The organism is Hydrogenophaga sp. PAMC20947 (assembly GCF_004795855.1).
GTDB lineage: Bacteria > Pseudomonadota > Gammaproteobacteria > Burkholderiales > Burkholderiaceae_C > Hydrogenophaga.
The window spans coordinates 1,856,139-1,879,609 of record NZ_CP039252.1 but is presented as its reverse complement, the minus strand read 5'-3'; the positions used below and the strand labels follow the sequence as shown (position 1 = coordinate 1,879,609).

The window sequence follows — 23,471 nt, the reverse complement described above, 5'->3', positions numbered from 1 at the left end:
TCCTGTCTGCCATCGGTTTACCCGCTTGCCCTTGCCGTGATGCTTCTGCCATTGGGGGCTTGGGCTCAGGCCGCGGGTGAGGCGCCAAAGCTGCAGGATTGGCGGGCCGCCAACGATGCGGTTGCGCAGTTCAAGCGAGGTCATATCGACTTGCTCAAGTGGGAGAGCAAGAACCTCCCCGAAGTGCCGGCCGTCCCGCAGACCAAGCCCAATCTGGTGCTCATGGCCCCGGCCGATGTGGTGCGCCAGGCATGGCGAGCACATCCGGAACTGGCCCGGGTGCAGAGCATTTTGGGCGCCGATGTCGTGCAGCGGGTGGCCGATGGACGGCTGGAGGCGGTGGATCCCAGTCTGCAGCGGCGTGTGGACGACATGGGCGAGTTGCTGGAAGTGGCAGCGGACGCTCGCAAGATCTGGATTGAAGCGGTCGCCGCCCGCAAGGCGCTGCGGTTTCGCGAGACAGCGCTGATCAGCGCCGAAGCGGGCAACGAACTGGGAGCGCGCATGGTCAGTGTGGGCAATTGGAGCCCTTTGCAGGCCTCGCCTTTTCAGTTGACGCTGAGCACGGCCCGCATGGACCTGAGTCGCGCGCAGCTGGCCGTTGCTCAGGCGGATGGCGCCTTGCTCAAGTTGCTGAAACTGGCGGGAACCCCTGCCGTTCTGGGGCTGCCGAGCGAGTTTCCTGAGTTCCCTGGCGAGGCGATGGCGCGCGAGGCTTGGGCTCAGCGTCTGGATGCCTTGCAGGGCCAGTTACCCCAAATGGACGCTGTGCAGAACCGGGTGGCCTCCCAGATGGCCTTTGATGTCTACAGCACCGGCCATGGGTTGGCTCGCATCAACCGTGATGAGGTGCTCAAGGTGCGCAGGTTCATCACTGAAGAGACCGTGTTGCACTACAACGGGATGCTCAAGAGCGTCTGGGATTTGCTGGGTGAGGTGCGCAACCAGGCCGTGGCTGAAATTGACGCCATCGATGCCGAGCGTGACTTCTGGCGGGCCGAAGCCGACCTGCAGTGGACGTTGCAAGGTGGTGCCCCCACCAAATTTGTATCGCTGGGCGGTGGCAGCGCCGATGCCGGTGGCCCCGCAGCCCATTGATTCAGGACACTAAAAAATGAACTTACCCAATTCCCGTCGCCAATTTTTTGCGGGTGCCGCGGCATCCGTGGCCAGTCTGGCCGTGGCCCGCTCGGCCCTTGCTGGCCTGCCAGAGCCGGTGATCCAGACCTCTGTCAAGACCGCGCCACCGCTGGTGCCGCAAACTGGGCGGCCTTACAACCCGGTCGTGACCCTCAACGGCTGGACGTTGCCTTGGCGCATGAACAACAACGTCAAGGAATTCCATTTGGTGGCAGAGCCAGTGGTGCGTGAAGTGTCCAAGGGTTTCAAGGTCAACATGTGGGGCTACAACGGGCAGAGCCCAGGGCCCACAATCGAAGTGGTGGAGGGTGATCGTGTGCGCATCTTCGTGACGAACAAGTTGCCCGAGCACACCTCGGTGCATTGGCATGGTCAGCGCCTGCCCAATGGCATGGACGGTGTGTCGGGGCTGAACCAGCGTGCGATTCCCGTGGGTAAAACCTATGTGTACGAATTCGTGGCGCGCCGACCGGGCAGCTTCATGTACCACCCGCATGCGGATGAGATGACGCAGATGGCCATGGGCATGATGGGCATGTGGGTTACCCACCCCAAGGCCAAACACCCGCTCATCAGCGAGGTTGATCGCGACTTCTGTTTCATGCTCAACGCATTCGATGTCGAGCCGGGCAGCCGCACGCCCATGGTCAACACCATGACCGACTTCAACATCTGGTGTTGGAACAGCCGGGTGTTTCCCGACATCGATACGCTCAACGTGCGCTTGAACGACAAGGTGCGCATCCGGGTAGGCAATCTCACCATGACCAACCACCCCATCCACCTGCACGGCCACGAATTCGAAGTGACGGGCACCGATGGTGGCCCCACCTCGCCAGGTTCCCGCTGGCCCGAAGTCACCACCGATGTGGCCGTCGGGCAGATGCGCCAGATCGAGCTGCTGGCGGATGAAGAGGGCGACTGGGCCATGCACTGCCACAAGAGCCACCACACCATGAACGCCATGGGTCACGCTGTGCCGACCATGGTCGGCGTGGACCACCGGGGTATCGTGGGCAAGATCAACAAAGTGGCACCCGACTACATGGTCATGGGCGAGCGCGGCATGGCCGACATGGGCGAGATGGAAATGCAGATTCCCGACAACACCGCGCCCATGATGACCGGCACCGGTCAGTACGGCCCGCTGGAGATGGGCGGCATGTTCAACGTCTTTAAGGTGCGAAAAGACCAGAAGCCTGGCGACTACAGCGACCCTGGGCCCTATGCGCATCCACCCGGTACCTCTGCCTTCGAATACACCGGCGTCATGCCTGAACCTGCGCGCTTTCAATCCGAGATGAAGGCTGGCGGGCAGCCTGTGACCGGTTTGAACAACACTGCGCCAACCCTGCCGGAGAAACCATCTTCCGCCAACGCCTCGGCTGTCAAGCCCAATGGCCGGCACCAACACTGAGCAACGATCTTGAAAGATCGCTGTTGAATCATTTTCCAGTTTTGAGTCTTGAAAGGCCCTGTACATGAAACGAACCCTTGCCCTGTTGTTGACCCCTCTGTGTCTGCTTTTTGCGTCGCCTGTGTTTGCGCATGGCGACGAAGCTCACATGAAGAAGCCAACTGTTGTGAAGAAAGAGCAAAAGGATTGGGGTATTGCCGGCGATGGAAAAGCGGCCAAGCGCACCATCGACATCAAGATGCTGGACAGCATGCGCTTCACCCCGGATCGCATCGAGGTATCGCAAGGCGATACAGTGCGCCTGACCATGACCAATACAGGCCAGGTGATGCACGAGATGGTGTTGGGCACTCAGACGGTGTTGACCGAGCATGCCGCGTTGATGAAACGCTTCCCCAACATGGAGCACGACGAACCGTACATGGCCCACGTGCCGCCGGGCAAGACCGGTGAAATCATCTGGACTTTCAATCAAGCCGGTAGCTTTGATTTCGCGTGCTTGTTGCCGGGTCATTTTGAAGCCGGTATGGTGGGCAAGATCGAAGTCAAAGCAGCCAAAGGAGCCCAATGATGAACACCGCAACCACAAGGATTGAACACCGCGGCCTGCGCCGGCGCCACCTTGCCGGGCTGATTGCCAGTGCCTGGATTCCGGGCTGGGCACTGGCGCAGTCGACAGCCAAAACCTCTGTGCCTTTGGTGCAGGTGTGGAAAGATCCCAACTGTGGCTGTTGCAAGGACTGGATCGTGCACCTGGAAAAAAGCGGCTTCCGTGCGCAGACCTTCGACACCGGCAACACCGCCATGCGTGCCCGGTTGGGCTTGCCCCAAAAGTATGGTTCTTGCCACACCGCGTTGGTCGATGGCTATGTGATCGAAGGCCATGTGCCCGCCAGCGATATACAGCGCCTGCTCACTGAACGCCCGAAAGCGCTGGGTCTGGCTGTCCCGCGCATGCCTGTGGGCTCGCCCGGCATGGATGGGCCTGAATATGGTGGCCGCAAAGATCCTTATGAAGTGTTGCTGGTCGCGCGCGATGGCACTTCTACTGTTTTTCAACGTTACGTCTGAAGGAATTTCTCCATGAAAACTCTGTACACCTCGGCTTTGGCCGCCCTGATTGCCCTGCCTTTGGGCGTGGTCCTGCCTGCGGTGGCTCAGACAGCACCCGCTGCTGCGCCGACCATGGACATGAAAATGAGCGAGTCTGCCGATATGACCGAGGGCGAAATCCGCAAGGTCAGCAAGGACACTGGCAAGCTCACCATCAAGCACGGTGAAATCAAGAACCTCGACATGCCGCCCATGACCATGGTGTTCACGGCCAAGGACCCTTCGATGCTGGAAAACCTTGCTGTGGGTGACAAGGTCCGTTTCTTGGTGATCGAAGAAGGCGGCAAGATGGTGGTTGCCAAACTGCAGCCGTTCAAGTAACGCAAGCGGCATCCCAACCTTTGCGGCGGGATGGGGGTGCAACCCGCTGACGTGGGTTTTCATCCAGGCGTGGCGCACCACCTGCACCGTGTTTTGCACAGCGCCATGTCGGCGTTGCTGGTGACGGTGTTGATCGGGTAGTGGCGCAGTGTTCTGGTGGCCTTTGCTGGGCTGGCGGTTGCACATCGTGATCGATGTGTTTACCCATTCCGCACAGTTCCTTCCTTCGCCTGTTTTGTATCCGCTGACCTATTGGGGATTCGAAGGCTGGGCCTGGAATCAGCCGGGTTTTCTGCTGCTCAACGACACGGCACTGGCGTTGGTCCGGGCCGGGCTCGCCCATCGTTGGCGCCGCAACCACCGGTGATCAGTGAGCCGGGTTCTCGCATTTCAGGACCGCGCCCTGCACAGGGCGAACGAGGTCGGGTTGTGTGACCACAAAGGCCACTCTCAACGCCTCGAATTGAGGCCCTTCCGGCAAGCTGAGTTGCAGCACCTGCGGTTTGTCGCCAGGCCAAGCCGGCACCGGCTGGTAAAGGCTCACCACGTGATCGTGCGTCAGGGTTTCACCCGCGTTCTCACCGCGGGTGACCCTGCTGACCAGACCGTCCTGCAAAACTGCCCAGTACCCTGCCAGTGCGGCTGGACCGGGTATTGACCCCACCGTTGCCGTCAACTGGTTGCCGTTGCGGCGGATCAGTAGAGTTGGCGCGGTATCGGTTGGGCTTTGGCCCGCTTGACGCAGCGCTGAAGGTGATTGGCCGTGCCAGCCGCGGTGGTCCTGCCCGTTGAGCACCACCTGGGGGGTGTAGACATAGCGGCCGTTTTGTACGGCGCGCACCTGGTGCTGGCGTTGTGTTGTCCCCGGGGTGGCGAACCGGTCTTGCCATCCCAGGTGGTTCCAGTAGTTCACATGAAACGCAAGTGGCAGTACATGGCGCTGGTCGTTGAGTGTGGACAGCCAGCGGTCCGCTGGCGGGCAGGAGCTGCAGCCTTCAGAGGTGTAGAGCTCGACGATGGCAGGTGCTTCAGCGCCAGATCGCACTTCGCAACGGGCTGACGATGCCGCCTGTGCGGTGGATATGGACAGCGCGGCGGCAAACGTGGCCATCAGCAAGGGAGTGCGAGGTTGGCAATTCATGGGCGTCTCCAGCGGTAATGCCCATGGGTCGTGAAAGCGCCGGCATTCTTACGGGATCTCACCGGAGTACAGACCAAAAAAACGCCGCCCCGACCCCATGGCCGGTGCGGCGTTTTGCGTTCTTGCGCGAGCGGAAGGTGCTTCAGTGGCCGAGAATCTTGGACAGGAAGTCTTGGCTGCGCTCGTTCTGCGGGTTGTTGAAGAACTCTTCAGGCGTGTTTTGTTCAACAACCTGGCCCTGGTCCATGAAGATCACGCGATCGGCAACGGCTTTCGCAAAACCCATTTCGTGCGTCACGCAAAGCATGGTCATGCCCTGGTCGGTCAGGCCGATCATCACATCGAGCACTTCCTTGATCATCTCGGGGTCGAGTGCCGAGGTGGGCTCATCAAACAGCATGATCTTGGGCGTCAGACAGAGCGAGCGCGCAATGGCCACCCGCTGTTGCTGGCCACCCGATAGCTGTAGCGGGTATTTGTTGGCGTGTTCGGCGATGCGCACACGTTCGAGTTGGGCCATGGCTTTTTCTATCGCCTCGTTGCGCGGCATCTTGGCCACCCAGGTGGGCGAAAGGATCAGGTTTTCCAGCACCGTCAGGTGGGGAAACAGGTTGAACTGCTGAAACACCATGCCGACTTCACGGCGCACACGGTCCACGCCTTTGACGTCGTCGCCGACCACGGTGCCGTCGACAGTAATCTTGCCTTCCTGGTATTCCTCCAGCGCGTTGATGCAACGGATCAGCGTGGATTTTCCGGAACCCGATGGCCCGCAGATCACCACTTTTTCGCCTTTGGCAAAAGTGAGATCAATGTCGCGCAGCACGTGGTAACCATTGCTGGGATACCACTTGTTGACTTTTTCGAACTGGATGATGGGCGCTTCTTGGTTGCTCATGGAATGGCGTCTTTCTAATCGAATGGGGGTGCAATGTGTTGGGCCGCTCAGCGGCTCTTGCTCACAGCGGTGCGCTTTTCAACCCATAGGCTGTAGCGCGACATGGCGAAGCAAAAGGCGAAGTAGATCGCAGCAATGAAGAACAGGCCTTCCATTTTGAAAGGGCGCCAGTCAGCGTCTGAATTCAGCGCCAGGCCAACCGCACCGGTCAAGTCATAGAGCGAAACGATGGTGACCAGCGAGGTGTCTTTGAACATGCCGATGAAGGTGTTCATGAGCGAGGGCACGACGGTGGTCAGTGCTTGAGGCATAACGATCTTGCGTTGGGTTTGCCAGAAGGTCAGGCCGAGGGTTGCGGCCGCCTCGGTTTGCCCTTTGGGCAGCGCCTGCAAGCCACCTCGCACAACCTCTGCCATATAGGCAGCCGAAAACAGGGTAATGCCCACAACCACGCGGATCAGCACATCGATGTTGGTACCAGAGGGCATGAACAGGGGCAGCATGAACGACGCCATGAACAGGATCGTGATCAGTGGCACGCCCCGGATAAGCTCAACATACAAGGTGCACAAGGTCCGGATGGCCGGCATGTTGGAGCGCCGGCCGAGCGCCACCATAATGGCCAGCGGGAATGCCAAGGTCATCGCAATCACCGTGAGCATCACCGTCAGGGGCAAGCCACCCCATTGATCGGTCGACACCTCGACAAGACCGAGCACACCACCCTTCATGAGTGTGAAGTACACCACCAGCATGGTCGGCCACATGATCAGCAGCGACTTGTTCCAGAAGGCGGGCATGCAGCTCAAAGCCACCACGCCGAGCATCAAGCTTGTCGCGACAACGGGGCGCCATTGTTCTTCTTGCGGGTAGAGGCCCAGCAGGATCAAACGGCCCTTTTCGGCGATCACCCCCCAGCAGGCGCCGATACCACGGGCGCTGTTGCAGGCCTCGAGGTCGGCTCCGAACACCGCATGGGTGAGGCTCCAGCTGGTGGCCTGGGAAAGTGTGAACAGCACGGCGGCCAGCATGATGACCGTCATGATGCTGTTGACCGGATTCGAAAACAGGTTGTTCTTGAACCAGGCTATGACGCCACCGCTGGCTCCGGGGACGGAGCGCGGTGCAATGGGTTGGAATGTGTCTTGCATTTTGTTGAGCTCCTAGCGTTCCTGGATCGCGGCGCTGGCGTTGAACCAGTTCATGAGCAAGGCCGTGATCAAAGAAAGCGTGAGGTACACGGCCATCACGATGGACAGCGCTTCGATGGCACGCCCGGTCTGGTTCAGAGAGGTGTTCGCGATCGACACCAGGTCGGGGTAGCCAATAGCCACCGCGAGCGATGAGTTCTTGGTCAGGTTGAGGTACTGGCTGGTCAAGGGCGGGATGATCACGCGCAGGGCCTGAGGCAGTGCAACCAGACGCATGGACAAGGATTTGGTCAGCCCCAGTGAAGCGGCTGCTTCGTGTTGTCCCTGCGATACCGAGGCAATACCTGAGCGCACGATTTCCGCAATGAACGAGGCGGTGTACAACACCAATCCCACCAGAAGCGCGAGAAATTCCGGGCTGAAATTTGCCCCTCCCTCGACCATGAACACACCTTTTTCAGGCAGCGTCCAGGCCATCGGTGCCCCGCCAATCAACCAGCCGACCACACCCAGGCCAACGATGATGCCGAAGGCAACGGGCAGCACAGGGCGGCTGTGACCCGTCAGGTCAAAGTGGCGCCGCGCGCTCCTTGCGTATACATAGCTGCCGACGACCCCCAACAACATGCCCAAAAGCGCAAGAGACTGCCCCAGTTCCCAATTGGGCCAAGGGAAGAAAAAGCCACCTTTGCTCAGAAACGTGGGGCCAACCTCCCACGCTTCATCCATCGACGGCAGGGTTTCGGTAAAGACGATGTACCAGATCAGCAGTTGCAGGTAGACGGGGATGTTTCGGAAAATTTCAACGTACACATAACAAACCTTGCGCACCAGAAAATTGGTGGAAAAACGTCCGATACCCAGCATTGTTCCGATGAGGGTTGCGAGGACGATGCCGATGATCGCCACCTTGAGTGTGTTGGTCAGACCGATGGCAAAAGCGGTCCAGTAGGTGCTCATCACGTCGTAAGGAATGAGTGTTTCGCTGACATCAAAGCCAAAGGGCTGGAACATGAAGTCGTAGCCGCTTTGGATGCCTCGACGGCGCATGTTGCCCAGGGTATTCGTGACCAACAGCCAGATGAATCCGGCGACCGAGGCGATGGCCACGATCTGATAAATGACGCTGCGACCTTCGCGGCTGTTCCAGGAGATGGAGCGCGTTTTCTTTTTGGGTAGGGGTCTGGCTTCAATCATGGGAGGAAAGCTTCCATACGTGATTGGGTGGAATCACAAGCGTAAAAAAAACTGGCACAAACTTCCCCGAGGATTTCGAGGCTGTTTGTGCCAGTTGTGGCCGGTTGGTTTAGATCAACGCAGGGGTGGTGCGTACATCAGGCCGCCGTTGTTCCACAGGTTGTTCTTGCCGCGGGGCAAGTTCAGTGGTGTCTTAGGACCCACGTTGCGCTCAAAGATTTCACCATAGTTGCCGGTGGCCGCGATAGCGCGGGCCAGCCACTCTTTGTCCAGACCCAGGTGCTTGCCCAAGTCTTCTGTTGAGCCCAGCATGCGGCCTACCTGTGGATCGGAACTCTTCTTCATCTCTTCCACGTTGCTTTGCTTGATGCCATATTCTTCGGCTTCGATCAGGCCGTTGAGCACCCACTTGGTGATGGCGAGCCACTCGTCGTCACCGCGACGCACCATTGGGCCCAGAGGCTCTTTGGAGATCAGGTCGGACAAGATCACATGGTCTTCAGGCACCTTGGCTTCTTTGGAGCGGGTGGATGCGAGACCAGAAGCGTCGGTGGTGTAAGCCTGGCAGCGGCCAGAGAAGTAAGCGCCGGTAGCGGCTTCAACCTTCTCGAACACCACGGGCTTGATCTTGATGTTGTTGGCGCGGGCGAAGTCGGTCAGGTTCTTCTCGGTTGTCGTACCCGACTGCACACAGACGGCTGCACCATTGAGTTGCTTGGCACTCTTGATCTTGCCTTTAGCGACCATGAAGCCTTGGCCGTCGTAGAAGCTCGTGCCCACGAAGTGCAGGCCCAGAGAAGCATCACGCGACAGGGTGCCGGTGGTGTTGCGCGACAGGATGTCGACTTCGCCGGATTGCAGGGCGGTGAAACGCTGCTGAGCGTTCAGGGGAACGTATTTGACTTTGCTGGCATCGCTCAACACGGCGGCGGCCACGGCTTTGCAGTAGTCCACATCGAGGCCTGACCAGTTACCGCTGCTGTCGGCTTGCGAGAAGCCGGCGAGACCGGTGTTCACACCGCAGACCAGCTGACCGCGGGCCTTGATGGCGTCAACGGTTTTGCTGGCAGCGTGAGCGGGGGCGCTTGCCAAGATGGTAACGGCGGCAAGTGCCAAAGAAAGGTTCAAGGACTTCAATTTCATTTGTGACTTACTCCAATTGGTATAGCAAAGGTTGCTGCCAGGACGGGTGCTCACAGTGCGTGGGCATTTTCCGTGCGAACGGTAACTGTAAGGCGCTGGCAAGCTCTCTTGCATCGGGGTTTACGTGAGATCGTCATGCATAAAACGCATGACAGCATGGCTTGGGCATCTGATTCCGCTAGCGCATGCTTCTAAGCAGTTCTCGTGCCAGGGGTGATAAATGGGGGTGGTCCCGAGAGCGACATTGCATCATTTGGGATTGGGAGAGCCGCCCGTATGCTGTGCTGCATTCCGCAAAACAACAGGAGACTTGACGATGAACACCAGCGAAATGGCCCCTCAGGTGTCGGAGCGGGCACACCACCGTTTCTGGCCGAAGCGGCTGGCCCACAGCATTTCGACGCCCCAAACGTCACTCTGGTTTAACCTGGTGGCCAGTGCACAGCGTTACCCCAACAAGGCCGCGACGGTGTTCTTCGACCAACGTTTGAGCTATGGAGACTTGCAGGCGCAGGCCGAGCGGGTTGCCGCGCACCTGCATGCCCAAGGGGTTCAGGCGGGTGACCGGGTGATTCTTTTGATGCAGAACTGCCCCCAATGGATCGTGGCGTACTACGCAATTTTGCGCGCCAACGCCGTCGTGGTGCCGGTGAATCCGATGAACCGCACCGAGGAGCTCAAGCACTACATCACCGACCCGGATGTGCGCGTGGCCATTTGCGCAGCGGATCTGGCTGGTGAGCTTAACAAAGCCAGCGAAGCCCTGCCTGAAGCGCAGCGCCTGAGTCATGTGCTGATCAGCCACTACAGCGATGCGGTTGGCCCGGGGGCTGAGGTGCCCGATGTCTGGAAGCCCTGGCTGGAAGCGCGCCACGCGAAGCCCTTGCTGTCGCAGGGGAGTGCCAGTGACTGGCCCGAGGCGCTGGCCAGTACCGCTGCGCTCCCCGAGCACACGCGTGGTCCTGACGACTTGTGTGTGCTGCCCTACACCAGCGGCACCACCGGTCTGCCCAAGGGTTGCATGCACACGCACGCGAGCATCATGCACAACGCAGTGGCGGGCGCGGCCTGGGGCAACGGGACATCGGAAGCGGTTTCACTGGTGGTGGTGCCCATGTTCCACATCACCGGAATGGTGACCGGCATGCACACAGGGCTCTACCTGGGTGCGACCATGGTGTTGATGCCCCGCTGGGACCGGGATCTCGCGGGGCGGCTGATTTCCAAATGGCGGGTGACCAGCTGGACCAACATCCCGACCATGGTGATGGATCTTCTGGCCAGCCCCCACTTCGACAGGTACGACCTGACCAGCTTGAACTACATCGGTGGCGGCGGAGCCGCCATGCCCCAGGCCGTGGCCCAGCGTTTGCTGGAGGCCTATGGCCTGCAGTTTGCCGAAGGTTATGGCCTGACAGAAACCGCTGCGCCTTCCCACAGCAACCCGCCCGACGCGCCCAAGCAGCAATGCCTGGGGGTGCCTTTTGTGGGCGTGGAGTCGCGTGTGGTCGACCCCGACACGTTGAAAGAAATGCCGGTCGGTGAAGCGGGCGAGATCATCATGCGCGGTCCGTCGGTTTTCCAGGGTTACTGGAAGCGGCCCGATGCGACCGAATTCGCTTTCGTTGAGTTCGAAGGCCAACGCTATTTCCGCTCCGGTGATCTGGGCCGCGTGGATGAGGATGGCTATTTCTTTATCACCGACCGCCTCAAACGCATGATCAACGCCAGCGGCTTCAAGGTCTGGCCGGCCGAGGTGGAGGCTTTGATGTTCCGCCACCCTGCGATCGCCGAAGCCTGTGTGATCGGTACCCTGGACGACTACCGGGGCGAGAGCGTGAAGGCCGTGGTGGTCTTGCGGGGCGAGGCGCGCGGCCAAGTGAGCGAGCAAGACATTGTGGAATGGTGTCGCGAGAACATGGCGGTTTACAAATGCCCACGTGTGGTGCAGTTTGTCGAAGCGCTCCCCAAAAGCGGGAGTGGCAAGGTGATGTGGCGTTTGTTACAGGAGCAGGAAGCCGACGCTTGAGCGCAGGCGCCGGATCGCTGCACAATGGTGCATGCCTTCTCGCAACCCCATCCTTCGTCGATCCCTGTCCCGACTCTGGCAACCCCAGCGAGGGCTGTTCTGGCTGATGGTGGCGTTCAACGTCATGGGTTGGGTGTTGGGCTGGACCCTGCACCTGCTGCAACCCACGGGTGGCCTGTTGGTCCTTGTCACTTTGCTCGCCCTGAGCAATGCCGGGATGGGCTGGTGGCTGTTATCAATACTCTGGCGCGAGAGCGCTGAGACTTTTTCTGGAGAAACTTCTGATGTTCAAAGCTTTGCTGGTCAACAAGACCGATGACGCCGGGTACACCTGCTCACTGACCGAACTCGACGAATCTCAGTTGCCCGCCAGTGGGGATGTGACGGTGCGCGTCGAATGGTCGACCATCAATTACAAAGATGGACTGGCCATCACCGGTCAAGCACCGGTGGTGCGCAGCTTCCCCCTGGTGCCCGGCATCGATTTTGCCGGCACGGTAACTGCCAGTGACCACCCGAACTGGAAAGCCGGTGATCAGGTTTTGCTCAATGGTTTCGGCGTTGGAGAAAGCCATTGGGGTGGTTTGGCACAAATGGCGCGTGTGAAAGGCGATTGGCTGGTGGCCTTGCCGCACGTCTTGAGTGCACGCGATGCCATGGCGCTGGGGACGGCTGGCTATACCGCCATGTTGTGCGTGCAGGCACTGCAGCGCCATTGGGAGGCTGCGGGCGTTAAGCCCGGCAGCGGCGAGGTGCTGGTCACCGGCGCTGGCGGTGGCGTGGGCGGTGTGGCCATTGCGCTGTTGGCGGGTATGGGCCATGCCGTTGTGGCTTCCACGGGCCGCCTGGAGGAGGGGGTCTACCTGAAGGCTCTGGGTGCCGCCGAGGTGATCGAGCGCAGCGGACTGAGCGCGCCCGGCAAGCCGATGCAGAAGGAACGCTGGATCGGCGTGGTCGACTCGGTGGGCAGCCACACCTTGGCCAATGCCTGTGCGAGCACGCGCTATGGGGGTGCGGTGGCGGCTTGCGGTCTGGCTCAAGGCATGGATTTCCCCGCCTCTGTGGCGCCCTTTATTTTGCGTGGCGTCACGCTCTACGGGATCGACAGTGTGATGGCTCCCTTGGCCAAACGTGAAGCCGCCTGGCAACAGTTGGCTCGCGACCTGGACCGCAGCAAGCTGGAGTCGATCACGAAGGAGATTGGATTGGCCGAAGCTCTGCAGGCGGGCCCTGCGATTTTGGCGGGGCAGGTGCGAGGCCGTCTGGTGGTGAACGTCAACGCCTGATCAGACGCCGGACAGAGCCTCTTCGGGGGTGTCGTCTGCTTTGGGCACGATGTGTCGGTAGGCATGCCAGGTGGCATGTCCGATGACCGGGCCCACGATCAGAAGGCCGAGGAAAAAGGGCAGCATGGCCAGCGCGATCAACAGCGTGATCAGCGCGCCCCAGATGAACATGACGCCCGGGTTTTCAAGGCAGGCACGGATGCTGGTCAGACCCGCCGAGATGGCATCGGTGTGGCGGTCCATGATCATGGGTATCGAAATCACGCTGGTCACAAAGATCAGGCTGGCAAAGGCGCCGCCGACCACGGTGTAGGTGATCAGAAACCCCAGGTTTTCCGGGTCGATCAGTTGAGGCAGCAGCTTTTCGGTGGAGGGCATGGTGTTGAAGGTCACCGCAAACACCACCAGCGAAGCGCGGCCCCACAGCAACTCCAGAATGAGCAGCATGCCGGCGAAGATGCCCATGGTGCCTTTTGTGGGCCGCCAGGCCAACAGGGAAGCGCGCAGCGAAGGACGGTGGCTGTCCGTCTGCATGGCCTTGCTCGCGTCGTACAGGCCCAGGCAGAGGAAAGGCCCCATCAGCAGAAAGCCTGCACTCACCGCCAGCACGTAAGCCGGAGCGTTTTGGAACATGGCCAGCAAGGCATGCCCCATGGCGAAAAAACACAGGCCGTAAAACAGGCCGATGCGGGGGCAGCGCTTGAAATCGGCCCAGCCGAGGCGGAGCCATTGAACCGGATCACCGGGTGTCAGCTGGGCCAGGGGCAGTGAAAACACCGATGGACCCCGTGGTTCGTCTGAACGGGCATCGGGTTCGGCGTCGGCGTCGGCGTCAGTGTGGGTTGTTTGTGTTTGATCGTGATCAGCGCCCGTGGTGGCGCCGGTCGAGACGGCTTTGGCCATTGAGCTCTCCTGCAGATCGATCAATATAACCATGGGCGGATACGTCGCTCACATGGTTTACCCCTATTAATGATAGGGTTTTTGGCCTGAAAGGATGCCGTGGGGTTGTCAGTGGGCCTCGGCCACCCGTTTTTTCTGGCGGCGCATGTGCAAAGCCAGGGCTGCATCCTGCGACTGCGTGTGTTTGCTGAACCAGGCCGCCAGCTCAGAAGCCATTTCGCGCAATGGGGGCAGGTCGCCTGCCCGGCCCATCACCAGGCCTTCCCGCATGACGTTGAGGACCACACGGTGCTGGAGCATGTGGTTGTCGGCTCCGGAAAAGCGGGTCTTGCGCATCCATTCGTCTTCGGATCCGAAATGGCGTTCTGTGTGCGTCAGAACCGCCTGCCAGCGCTCGGTGAGTTCGGGGTCTTCCGCCGTTTGCATCTGCGCCAGCAGGGTCACGAACTCTTTGTGTACGCTGTCCATGGGTGCATAGCCCAGTTGCAAGGCTTCTGTCCATTCAATGGGTGTCATCTGTGCCTCCTGCTGAAGTTGAACGCCAGCTTGACACCTCGCCCACGCTCCAGCTTTGATCCAGCGCATGGAGCGTGTCGCACATGCGTGTGTTTTTGCGATGTGTGCACGGCTCGTGTGGGGGAGACCGCTACACTGACCGCCCATGAGCATTCAAGAATTCCAGCCGCCCTTTGTTCCCTTGGTCGAGCGCGACAGCGCCTTGGCGCAGCAAGGCTTTGCGCTGCTGGAGGCGGGGCAGGTTGAGCCGTGGCTGGAGGCAGATGGACCCGCGCTGGCCACCTTGCGGCCCTTCTGGGATGCCTTGCCGAGCGACGAATATTTGAAGGACGGAGGCCGGTACCGCAGCCGCCGCCACAGCTGCTTTGTGGTCGAAGGCCCAAAGATCGAGCAGGTGGCCCACCGCGCGCATTGGCAGCCGCTGCAGTACAACGCCTTGCACGGCGGCATGCAGCGCTGGTTTGACCCCATGGAGCCAGCGATGGCGTCACTTCCGGAGTGGACCCGCATCCTCTCTCGGTTGGGTGAGCCGGCTTCTGCTCTGCATGGCCACCGACCCTGGTTCGTGGAAGCGCATTTGTTTCGCATCGACACCACCGACGGGATCGGTCGACCGACACCCGAGGGCGCACATCGCGACGGGGTGGATATGGTCGCCGTCTTCATGGTCGGGCGGCATCAGATCAAGGGCGGGGAGAGCCGGGTGTTTGAGGCGAATGGCCCCAATGGGCAGCGATTCACGCTGCTGGAGCCTTGGTCGTTGCTGCTGCTGGACGACGCACGGGTCATCCATGAGAGCACACCGATCCAGCCACAGGTCGAAGGCGAAATGGGCTGGCGCGATACCTTGGTGCTGACCTACCGCAGGGGTGGTTTTCAGGGCGACTGAGCATCGCCATCGAAGGGGGGGCGCGGGGTGCGCCAATCTACCGGCGTGGGCGGGCCGTATCCTTTCGGGTGCCGGTACCCCCTCGGCTGCGCTCGTGGGCGTACTGGCGAATGTGGGGAGGCAGTTGGCGCAGCAACCACCGCACAGCCATGGGCACCAGGATCAAGTCGTCCACCACGCCAATCACGGGCAACATGTCCGGGATCAGGTCGACCGGTGAGACCAGGTACAACACCACCGCGGCGGCTCCGGCCTTGAGCCAGGTTGGCGCATCGGGATGCCCGAGCGCAAACCACAGCTGCAGCGCATCACTTTTGAATGCGATCCACATCGCCGTCAGCTGTTTCCACATCACCGTTCTCCTGTAAAGGGCCACGCATTGTTGCGCGGGGTCCCTGGTTGGAACCCCGCTGGGCTGCGGAGTTCCACTGTGGCTTTTGAAACTTCAGATGCGCTCGAAAATGGCCGCGATGCCCTGGCCCCCGCCGATGCACATCGTGACCAGCGCATAACGGCCTTGCACGCGTTCCAGCTCGTACAAGGCCTTCACTGTGATCAACGCGCCGGTGGCTCCGATGGGATGGCCCAGCGAAATGCCCGAACCGTTGGGGTTGACCTTGGCAGGGTCGAGGCCCAGTTCTTTGGTCACGGCGCAGGCCTGGGCCGCAAAGGCTTCATTGGCCTCAATGACATCGAGGTCGTTGACGCTGAGACCGGTTTTCTTGAGTACCGCCAGAGTGGCCGAAATCGGACCCACGCCCATGATTTTTGGGTCCACACCTGTGTGGGCGTAGCCGACCAGGCGGGCCATGGCTTTCGCACCCCGCGCCTTGGCAGCGCCCGCTTCCATCAGCACCACGGCCGCAGCGGCGTCGTTGATGCCCGAAGCATTGCCAGCTGTCACGGTGCCGTTTTCCTTGATGAAAACAGGTTTCAATTTCGCCATGTCTTCGGGCTTGCAATCGGGGCGGAAATGCTCGTCGGTGGCCCAGGCCACTTCACCTTTGCGGCTCTTGAGCATCACCGGAACGATCTGGTCCTTGAAGCGACCTGATTCCGTAGCGCGTTGGGCGCGGTTGTGGCTCTCAACCGCCAGCGCGTCTTGCATCTCGCGGGTGATGCCGTATTTGGCCGCCACGTTTTCAGCTGTCACACCCATGTGGATGTTGTGGAACGGGTCGTGCAAAGCGCCGACCATCATGTCGATCATTTTGGTGTCACCCATGCGCGCGCCGAATCGGGTGGACAGACTGGCATAGGGTGCGCGGCTCATGCACTCGGCGCCGCCGCCAATCGCGATATCGGTGTCGCCCAGCAAGATACTCTGGCTGGCGTTCACGATGGCCTGCAGGCCTGAGCCGCAGAGGCGGTTGACGTTGTAGGCGGGGGTGGTTTCCGCGCAGCCACCATTGACGGCCGCCACACGGGAGAGGTACATGTCCCGCGGCTCGGTGTTGACCACATGGCCGAACACCACGTGGCCCACGTCTTTGCCGTCCACACCGGCGCGTGCCAGGGTTTCCTTGACGACCAGTGCACCCAGCTCGGTGGGGGGTAAATCTTTGAGGCTACCGCCAAAAGTGCCAATGGCGGTGCGGGCTGCGCTGACGACGACGACTTCTCTGCTCATGCTTGTCTCCTGTAGGGGGGGTCTGGTGGGTGGCGCCCGGCCTTCGGGCCGGCGACCAACATACATGGTAAGCGTGTAAGGCTTACACCAGCCTTGACGGGCGTCAACTGGGTGACGGGATCACAGCGCGCGCCGCGCCAGCACGGTCATTCCGGCTGCGTTGGCCGGGTCGGCACGGGCCAGCAAGACCTCACCCATGGCAGGAAAGACACCCGTGAGGGCCGAAATATTGACCTGGTGGGTCACCAGTACCAGGTTGGGAGGCCCCTGGTGCGATCGCAGGGAATGCATGGCTTTCGCTGTTTGCCCTTCGCGGTCACCCTGCTGGAAAAACGAGTTGATGGGGGGCCATACCCTGTGGCGGCCAAAGGCCAACTCTGCTGTGTCCACGCACCGGCACCACGCGCTGGAGCGCACTTCGTCTACCCGCACCTGCGCATCCCGAAACGCCTGGCCGATGCGCGCGGCCTGCGTCCGTCCGTGGGCGCTGAGGTTGCGCTGTGTATCGCAGCTGTCCAGCCGGAAACCGGGTGGATCGCCTGTGCCCGAGAGAGTCTGGGTGTGGCGCATCAGCACGATGACGCCACCCAGGCGCAAAGGCGCCCAAAAAGCATCTGACACGGGTTCGACCGGTTGTGCTTGCGCATTCCAGGCGCTGGCCCAGCCCATCCCCAGCAAGGCTTGAGCGGCTTGGCGGCGGTGCAAAGCAGGCTTTCCAGTCGTTCGTGTGCAGGCGCTTCAGTCGCGCACGTCGGCCACGGGCAGGTCACCGAAATTCGCGCGATCCAGCCGGGCCAGGACCTGTGCGGCGGCGGCCTGCGGTGTGCTGAGCTGCCCCCCTTCCTTCAGGCCGACGAAGCGGTCACGGTCGGGGAAATGGGCAGGGTCACCGGCGCGCAGTTGTGTTTGCATGTCGGTATCGATGACGCCCGGAGCCAGCGAAACCAGGCGAGCGCCGAAAGGGCTTTGGGCTTCGTCCAGCGCCGAGCAGCGCGTGAAGTGGTCCATGCCCGCTTTCGCAGCGCAATAGGGCGCTTGTGCGGCCATGGCGGTTCGGCCGAGGCCAGACGAAATATTGAGGACCTTGCGTGGTCCGCGCCAGCCTTGATCCACCCAGCCACCGGTGGCGCGCAGAAAGGCCGCGGTGAGCTGCATGGGGGCTTCCAGTCCGACCCTGAGCGCATTGGACAAGGCTTCTGGCGGGCAGACATCGATGGGGCCGATGGGCGGGAGGACCCCGGCGTTGTTGATCAGCGTTGCGCTCAAAACCTGGCTTGTGCTGAGCAATTCGAGCCAGTCCCTCAGCCGCTGCGCGGCGCCGGTCGTGTCGGCCAGATCCTGCTGCCACTGCAGCAGCGGCGCGCCGATCTCGCGTGCCTGGGCCTCCAGCTCGGGGTTGTGTTGTCGCGAGATGCACAGCAGGGTCCGGTCTTTGGAGATCAGCTGCTGTGCCATCGCCAGGCCCATGCCCCGCGAGCCGCCGGTCAGGATGGTGAAGTGGGTGGGGGTGTGGGTCATGGTGTGGGGATTCAAAAGGGGCAGGATGATTCGAAGCGCAGGGGTTCATCGCCCACAGGGTGGGGAAACGCCAGCGCATGGGCATGCAGCAGGAGCCGGTCGGCCGCACTGGCATGCGAGGGATCGGCGTACAACAGGTCCCCCAGGATCGGGTGGCCGATGGCTTGCAGATGAACCCGCAACTGATGGGAGCGGCCAGTCAAGGGTTCCAGTTCTACCCGTGTGGCGATGCCAGTGTGCGGTGCAGGGGTATGAGGCGGCGCGTCATGGGCCAACCGCCAATGGGTCACGCTGGGTTTGCCGGCCTCGTGGTTGACGGTGCTGCGCGGGCGGTTGGGCCAGTCGAGGAGCAAGGGCAGGTCAATGGTGTTCCAGCCGTTGTTGGGCAGGGGGTTGGGCAAACCGCCCGCGATGATCGCCCAGTAGCGCTTGAACACCCGCCGTTTTTCGAATGCGAGGCCCAGATGCCGCTGGGCTTCCAGCCCGCGCGCCATCACCACCAGGCCCGACGTCGCCATGTCGAGGCGGTGCACGACCAGGGCGTCGGGCCAGATGGCCTGCACCCGGGTGCTGAGGCAATCCTGTTTGTCCGGGCCGCGCCCGGGCACCGCCAGCAACCCCGAAGGTTTGTCGAGCACGAGCAGGTGCGCATCCTCAAACACCAGATTCACACCCTTGTGGTGCACCATCAAGCCACCATGCACAAAATTTGTGCGATGGCCGATGCATCCAGGCTGCGGGCTGCACCAAATCCTGCCACCTGGCGCGCGCCCAGGGGCAGCAAGCGAACGAACCTGAAATCGCCCAGTTGCATCATGGATTCGGCTTCAGGAAAGCGCTCGAGATAGCAGGCCTGTGCATGCCGTTGGTGCACTTTATCGGTGCATGTCTTGGCCTGTACATCGATGGACACGCGGGGCAATGCGTGTACCGAAGCGCCGTCCACTTCGCGTTCGGCAATCAGCAGCGACGCCCTGGGGTGGCGCTGGAGGTGGACCGTGTGGGCAGCGAGGGCGCTGATGTGGATGATCAGCGAGCTGCCCTGGAGGTCCACGGCATAAGGTACGCGGGAGAGCGATACCTCACCATCGGCATCCAGCGTGCCCAGCGTGGCCGTTCGCTGGCCGTGGATGAGGTGGTGCAGAGCCTGGCTCAGGCCGTGTGCAGGTCCCATAGCCACTGGGGGGGCGTTTCAGCGCACCACCACCACGGCGCGGCGGTTGCGCGGCTCTACCACCTCGTCGTCGGTGGGGACCGCTGGCTCGCGCTCGCCCCGCCCAACGGCCTCGATCAATTCACCCTTGAAGCCGCGCTCGACCATCAGATCGCGCACGGCCTGAGCGCGCTCCAACGACAACTTGTCGTTGGCTTCCAGCGCGCCCTGGCGGTCGGTGTGTCCGGTCACCACGATTTCGCCACCCGCCCGGGCCTGTGCCCGGGCAATCACCTCGGGCAGTCGGGCTTGCGATTCTGCGGTGAGTGTAGAGCTGCCGGGCTCGAACTCCAGCACGAATGACTCGGGTGCTGCCGGCTGCAGCGCCAGCAGTTGGGGATGGGTCTTGCGAACTTCGTCCGCCGAGGTCTGGTCCAGGCTCAAAGCCCCGTCGCGCTTGATTTCTGCGACCTGGTAGGGCTGATCAACGATCTGCGCACCCTGCGAGGTGGTCACCATGACGGCGCTGGGCTGGCCATTGCCCTGTGGCAGCAGGGTCACGCGGGACGCCGGGGCACAAGCCGCGAGCGACAGCACCAATGTGGCCAAGGCCAGGTAGGGGGTACGGGAAAAGAGGTAGGTGAAGGGCATGGCGGCGTGAAGCTGGTTTCGCAAGGTGTCTGCTGGGATTTATCGGGCCGCTTCGGTCTCGACGATGAAATCGGTTCCGCGCACGCCCACCACTGAGGTGGGGGTTTTGACCTTGAACAGCTCGGGGTTCACCTTGCCCAGCAGGCCCGTGACCACTCGCACAGAGCCCTGGAGCAGATCCAGCAGGAAATTGCCTTCCTGGGTCGTGCTGTCAAAGGCGAACTGGCTCAGGTCCATGGCCGTGTCCGGCCCCATGGTCAGGATGGTTCCGTCTTTCAGGGTGATCGTGGCAGCCCCGGCCTTGCCGGTGGTCAGGCGGTCGCTGACTTGAACGCCGTCGCCCGATGATGCCGTGCGTCGGGAGGCGGCCGGCCCGACCCAGGCTTCGCCTTCGACCTGCTTGAACGTGCCGATGCGGCTGCTTTCGGGCAGCACTGATTGAGCCGTGCTCAGACTGGAAATGCTCGACAGGCCCAAGGCCAGTGAGAGGGCGATCAACGCGCGCATGAAACAACTCCGGGGGGGTTTGGTTTGCGGGCGATAGTACCGGACCCGAAGAGGGGGGGCAAGCTGGGGTTCCCAGCGGTTGAAGCCAGACCGATAAAATAGCGGGTTGCTTTGCCACTGGCGACCTGGGCTCTTCCGGGACCGTGCGAAGCCGTTGCCCGCTCGCGGGATGATCGATCACCCACCACATGAAACTGCTGCTTGCGCCCATGGAGGGTTTGCTGGACGCTTCTTTGCGCGATGTGCTGACGCGCACGGGGGGCGTCGACGGCTGCGTGAGCGAGTTCATCCGCGTGACCAACACCCTGTTGCCTGAGCGCGCGTTTGTGCGCCTCGTGCCCGAGCTGATGCGGGGTGGATACACCCTGGCCGGAGTGCCTGTGCGTGCCCAGTTGCTGGGTTCGGACCCCGTGTGTCTGGCGGAAAACGCGCACAGACTCGCCGGTATCAGCCCGCACGGCGTCGATCTCAACTTTGGGTGCCCCGCCAAGACGGTGAATCAAAGTCGAGGCGGCGCGGTGTTGCTCGATGAGCCAGAGTTGGTGGGCGCCATTGTTCGGGCGGTTCGGCGTGCCGTACCGGCCCATGTGGTGGTTTCCGCCAAGATGCGCCTGGGATTTGCGGATGACCGGGTCGCAGAAGCGTGTGCTCAGGCGATCACCGAAGCGGGCGCCGATGAGCTCGTCATCCATGCTCGCACCAAGGCCCATGGCTACCGGCCGCCGGCCTATTGGGACCGCATTGCAGAAATCAAGTCCGCCTTGCCCGCCTCGGCTGCTCAGAAAATTATTGCGAATGGCGAAATCTGGAACATCGCAGACGCCCTGCGTTGCCGCGAGGTGACCGGGTGCGATACGCTGATGGTGGGACGTGGCATGGTCACCGACCCCGGGCTGGCCCTGGCCATCAAGGCCCAGGGCAGCGTGAGCTGGACGCAAATTGTGCCGCTGCTGGGCGCCTTTTGGGACCATGTAGTGGTGCGGGTTGAGCGCCGCCACCGTGCCGGGCGCCTCAAGCAATGGCTGAACTATCTGCGCCAGCGGTACCCGGAAGGCCAGGCCGCATTTGACGATGTGCGTGTGTCCAACGATCCGGATCACATGGCCGCCTGGCTCCAGGCGAAGGGCGCCTGGGCTGAGGCAAAGGCCATAGAGCCCTTTTTCTACGGGGCACCCAGCGCCCCGGCCCCAGCAGAGTTTGCCCTGCCGTGTTAACTTTCGGCCCCGGACCTGAAAACCCTTTCCCCCCTGTGTATGACCTCATTGCAACAACGGCTGGATGCCATTTCGGGTGATCGCCTGCGTGGCCAGAAGCGCGGCCTTGAAAAAGAAAGCCTGCGTGCCCAGCCCGACGGCAAGCTCGCCCTGACGCCGCACCCTGCAGCGCTGGGCAGCGCGCTGACCCATCCCCACATCACCACCGATTTCAGCGAATCGCAGGTGGAGCTGATCACCGGGGTTCACAGCAGCGTGGACGCCTGCCTGGCCGAACTGACCGAGGTGCACCAATACACGGCTCGTGTGCTGAACAAGCCGGGCCAGAGCAGCGGCGATGAAATGATGTGGGCGTCCAGCATGCCCTGCGGGCTGCCCACGGACGAAACCATTCCAATCGGTCGCTATGGTTCATCCAATGTGGGTCGCGCCAAGAGTGTTTACCGCATGGGCCTTGGGCACCGTTATGGCCGGCGCATGCAGACCATTTCGGGCATTCACTACAACTGGTCGATGCCGGGCCTGGACAACGACAGCTATTTCGCGCTGATCCGCAACTTCCGCCGCCATGCGTTTTTGCTGCTGACCCTTTTTGGTGCATCACCGGCCGTGTGCTCCACCTTTGTGGGCGGACGGCCGCATGAATTGCAAACCCTGGCCAGCGGCACGCTCTACATGCCCCACGGGACATCCCTGCGCATGGGGCGCCTGGGCTATCAGAGCGATGCCCAGGGCACACTCGATGTGAGCTACAACGGGCTGGAGGGTTATGCCGCATCCCTGCACGGGGCTTTGACCCGACCTTGGCCTGCGTATGAGTCCCTGGGCATCCGCAACCCGGGCGGCGACTACAACCAGCTGGCCACCACACTGCTGCAGATCGAAAACGAGTTTTACGGAACGATCCGCCCCAAGCGCGTGATTTTTCCGGGTGAGCGCCCACTGCATGCCCTGCGGGAGCGGGGCGTGGAGTACGTGGAAGTCCGCCTGATGGACCTCAGCCCGTTTGAGCCCATCGGCATTTCGGCCTCGACCTTGCGGTTTCTGGATGTGTTCCTCATGCATTGCCTGCTGAGCGACAGCCCCCCCGATACCCCGGACGAAATCCACGAACTGGCCCACAACCAGCACCTCACGGCTGCACGCGGGCGTGAGCCGGGCCTGTGCCTGCAGCGCCAAGGGAAAAGTGTCTCGCTGATGCAGTGGGGCAGCGAAATCATCGAACGTCTGGTGCCAATCGCATTCGCGTTGGACGCCGCCCATGGTGGGCAGGCCCATGCCGAAGCCGTGGCGCATGCGCGCGCTGCGTTGCTGGCGCCCGAGACCTTGCCTTCGGCGCGGGTGCTCGCCTCCATGCGTGCCGAGCACAGCGATTCGTTTGTTTCGTTTGCCCGCACCCAGTCGCAAACCATCCACCAGTACCTTTTGTCGTTGCCGTGGGGCATCAAGCAGCAGGGGCGGTTTGAGGCGATGGCGGTGCAGTCACTGGACGACCAGCGAGCCATTGAGGCCTCTGACACGATGCCGTTTGACATTTACCTTCAGGAGTACACCTCACCGGCCCGGCTCGGTCGTGCGGCCTATGAGCCCGTGCCACTTGAGGTCTGATGCGGTTTTGCCTGGCTCGTTGCTTGAATGCAAGACCATGTGAAAC

27 protein-coding genes are annotated in these 23,471 nt (G+C 61.7%); 12 read left to right on the top strand and 15 right to left on the bottom strand.

Annotated elements, in window-relative coordinates:
• Positions 1-39: 39 nt before the first annotated feature.
• The 6 genes from E5678_RS08385 (at position 40) to E5678_RS08360 (ending at position 4,358) form a co-directional block, all read left to right on the top strand.
• Positions 40-1,098 carry a hypothetical protein gene (locus E5678_RS08385; RefSeq protein WP_136178095.1) on the top strand — a complete coding sequence of 353 codons (1,059 nt, stop codon included), beginning with the start codon at positions 40-42 and terminating at the stop codon, positions 1,096-1,098.
• A gap of 16 nt (positions 1,099-1,114) precedes the next feature.
• On the top strand, positions 1,115-2,557 hold the full coding sequence (locus tag E5678_RS08380; protein ID WP_136178094.1) for a copper oxidase: 1,443 nt from the start codon (positions 1,115-1,117) through the stop codon (positions 2,555-2,557).
• Between the two features lie 64 nt (positions 2,558-2,621).
• The gene (locus E5678_RS08375) at positions 2,622-3,128 is read left to right on the top strand and encodes a cupredoxin family protein (RefSeq protein WP_136178093.1); all 507 of its coding nucleotides are present in this window, start codon (positions 2,622-2,624) and stop codon (positions 3,126-3,128) included.
• Positions 3,128-3,628 (top strand): DUF411 domain-containing protein, encoded by a 501-nt coding sequence (locus E5678_RS08370; protein ID WP_136178092.1) that lies wholly within the window; start codon positions 3,128-3,130, stop codon positions 3,626-3,628. Before E5678_RS08375 ends, E5678_RS08370 begins: the two co-directional genes overlap by 1 nt.
• 12 nt (positions 3,629-3,640) lie before the next feature.
• Positions 3,641-3,991, top strand: a complete 351-nt coding sequence (locus E5678_RS08365) for a copper-binding protein (protein ID WP_136178091.1) — start codon at positions 3,641-3,643, stop codon at positions 3,989-3,991.
• Positions 3,992-4,139: 148 nt separating this feature from the next.
• Positions 4,140-4,358, top strand: coding sequence for a hypothetical protein (locus tag E5678_RS08360; protein ID WP_136178090.1), 219 nt, complete (start codon positions 4,140-4,142; stop codon positions 4,356-4,358).
• Here the strand turns inward: E5678_RS08360 and E5678_RS08355 are convergent, their stop codons facing one another.
• The 5 genes from E5678_RS08355 to E5678_RS08335 all read right to left on the bottom strand — a co-directional run bounded on the left by E5678_RS08355 (position 4,359) and on the right by E5678_RS08335 (position 9,521).
• A complete protein-coding gene (locus E5678_RS08355; RefSeq protein WP_136178089.1) occupies positions 4,359-5,132 on the bottom strand; it encodes a DUF1223 domain-containing protein in 774 nt (257 codons plus the stop codon).
• Between the two features lie 142 nt (positions 5,133-5,274).
• Positions 5,275-6,030, bottom strand: coding sequence for an amino acid ABC transporter ATP-binding protein (locus tag E5678_RS08350; protein ID WP_136178088.1), 756 nt, complete (start codon positions 6,028-6,030; stop codon positions 5,275-5,277).
• A gap of 47 nt (positions 6,031-6,077) precedes the next feature.
• Positions 6,078-7,181, bottom strand: coding sequence for an amino acid ABC transporter permease (locus E5678_RS08345; RefSeq protein ID WP_136178087.1), 1,104 nt, complete (start codon positions 7,179-7,181; stop codon positions 6,078-6,080).
• A gap of 12 nt (positions 7,182-7,193) precedes the next feature.
• Entirely contained in the window at positions 7,194-8,378 is a 1,185-nt protein-coding gene (locus tag E5678_RS08340) for an ABC transporter permease subunit (protein WP_136178086.1), read from the bottom strand.
• A 114-nt stretch (positions 8,379-8,492) separates the two neighbouring features.
• Positions 8,493-9,521: an amino acid ABC transporter substrate-binding protein gene (locus E5678_RS08335; RefSeq protein WP_136178085.1), complete on the bottom strand. Its 1,029-nt coding sequence runs from the start codon at positions 9,519-9,521 to the stop codon at positions 8,493-8,495.
• Positions 9,522-9,837: 316 nt separating this feature from the next.
• Between E5678_RS08335 and E5678_RS08330 the strand changes: the two genes are divergently transcribed.
• Genes E5678_RS08330 through E5678_RS08320 form a run of 3 tightly spaced genes read left to right on the top strand, consistent with a single transcriptional unit; the run spans position 9,838 to position 12,836 of the window.
• On the top strand, positions 9,838-11,550 hold the full coding sequence (locus E5678_RS08330) for a long-chain fatty acid--CoA ligase (RefSeq protein WP_247596950.1): 1,713 nt from the start codon (positions 9,838-9,840) through the stop codon (positions 11,548-11,550).
• A 31-nt stretch (positions 11,551-11,581) separates the two neighbouring features.
• Positions 11,582-11,869 carry a hypothetical protein gene (locus E5678_RS08325; protein WP_136178084.1) on the top strand — a complete coding sequence of 96 codons (288 nt, stop codon included), beginning with the start codon at positions 11,582-11,584 and terminating at the stop codon, positions 11,867-11,869.
• The gene (locus E5678_RS08320) at positions 11,835-12,836 is read left to right on the top strand and encodes an MDR family oxidoreductase (RefSeq protein WP_136178083.1); all 1,002 of its coding nucleotides are present in this window, start codon (positions 11,835-11,837) and stop codon (positions 12,834-12,836) included. Before E5678_RS08325 ends, E5678_RS08320 begins: the two co-directional genes overlap by 35 nt.
• Here the strand turns inward: E5678_RS08320 and E5678_RS08315 are convergent, their stop codons facing one another.
• Both E5678_RS08315 and E5678_RS08310 read right to left on the bottom strand, forming a co-directional pair.
• The gene (locus E5678_RS08315; protein WP_136178082.1) at positions 12,837-13,739 is read right to left on the bottom strand and encodes a DUF2189 domain-containing protein; all 903 of its coding nucleotides are present in this window, start codon (positions 13,737-13,739) and stop codon (positions 12,837-12,839) included. It abuts the gene before it with no gap.
• A 108-nt stretch (positions 13,740-13,847) separates the two neighbouring features.
• Positions 13,848-14,255 carry a hemerythrin domain-containing protein gene (locus tag E5678_RS08310; protein WP_168708519.1) on the bottom strand — a complete coding sequence of 136 codons (408 nt, stop codon included), beginning with the start codon at positions 14,253-14,255 and terminating at the stop codon, positions 13,848-13,850.
• A 145-nt stretch (positions 14,256-14,400) separates the two neighbouring features.
• On the opposite strand from E5678_RS08310, the gene E5678_RS08305 reads away from it, so the two are divergent.
• Complete coding sequence (locus tag E5678_RS08305; protein WP_136178080.1) at positions 14,401-15,144, top strand: 2OG-Fe dioxygenase family protein; 744 nt, start codon at positions 14,401-14,403, stop codon at positions 15,142-15,144.
• 37 nt (positions 15,145-15,181) lie between these two features.
• Here E5678_RS08305 and E5678_RS08300 read toward each other — a convergent pair whose 3' ends face one another.
• From E5678_RS08300 to E5678_RS08265, 8 genes are all read right to left on the bottom strand, one after another.
• Positions 15,182-15,496 carry a YkvA family protein gene (locus E5678_RS08300; protein WP_136178079.1) on the bottom strand — a complete coding sequence of 105 codons (315 nt, stop codon included), beginning with the start codon at positions 15,494-15,496 and terminating at the stop codon, positions 15,182-15,184.
• Between the two features lie 93 nt (positions 15,497-15,589).
• On the bottom strand, positions 15,590-16,774 hold the full coding sequence (gene bktB, locus E5678_RS08295) for a beta-ketothiolase BktB (protein WP_136178078.1): 1,185 nt from the start codon (positions 16,772-16,774) through the stop codon (positions 15,590-15,592).
• A gap of 120 nt (positions 16,775-16,894) precedes the next feature.
• Entirely contained in the window at positions 16,895-17,479 is a 585-nt protein-coding gene (locus tag E5678_RS08290; RefSeq protein WP_247596949.1) for a histidine phosphatase family protein, read from the bottom strand.
• 33 nt (positions 17,480-17,512) lie between these two features.
• Positions 17,513-18,292, bottom strand: coding sequence for an SDR family NAD(P)-dependent oxidoreductase (locus E5678_RS08285; protein WP_136178077.1), 780 nt, complete (start codon positions 18,290-18,292; stop codon positions 17,513-17,515).
• A gap of 11 nt (positions 18,293-18,303) precedes the next feature.
• Positions 18,304-18,981, bottom strand: a complete 678-nt coding sequence (locus E5678_RS08280) for an RluA family pseudouridine synthase (RefSeq protein ID WP_136178076.1) — start codon at positions 18,979-18,981, stop codon at positions 18,304-18,306.
• Positions 18,981-19,466: a pyridoxamine 5'-phosphate oxidase family protein gene (locus tag E5678_RS08275; RefSeq protein WP_136178075.1), complete on the bottom strand. Its 486-nt coding sequence runs from the start codon at positions 19,464-19,466 to the stop codon at positions 18,981-18,983. The genes E5678_RS08280 and E5678_RS08275 overlap by 1 nt, the downstream gene beginning before the upstream one ends.
• Positions 19,467-19,484: 18 nt before the next feature.
• Positions 19,485-20,096 carry an OmpA family protein gene (locus E5678_RS08270; protein ID WP_136178074.1) on the bottom strand — a complete coding sequence of 204 codons (612 nt, stop codon included), beginning with the start codon at positions 20,094-20,096 and terminating at the stop codon, positions 19,485-19,487.
• A gap of 39 nt (positions 20,097-20,135) precedes the next feature.
• Positions 20,136-20,603 (bottom strand): FecR family protein, encoded by a 468-nt coding sequence (locus E5678_RS08265; RefSeq protein WP_136178073.1) that lies wholly within the window; start codon positions 20,601-20,603, stop codon positions 20,136-20,138.
• 188 nt (positions 20,604-20,791) lie between these two features.
• Between E5678_RS08265 and E5678_RS08260 the strand changes: the two genes are divergently transcribed.
• Positions 20,792-21,817 (top strand): tRNA-dihydrouridine synthase, encoded by a 1,026-nt coding sequence (locus tag E5678_RS08260; RefSeq protein WP_136178072.1) that lies wholly within the window; start codon positions 20,792-20,794, stop codon positions 21,815-21,817.
• A 39-nt stretch (positions 21,818-21,856) separates the two neighbouring features.
• Positions 21,857-23,425 (top strand): glutamate--cysteine ligase, encoded by a 1,569-nt coding sequence (gene gshA, locus E5678_RS08255; RefSeq protein WP_136178071.1) that lies wholly within the window; start codon positions 21,857-21,859, stop codon positions 23,423-23,425.
• Positions 23,426-23,471: the final 46 nt, after the last annotated feature.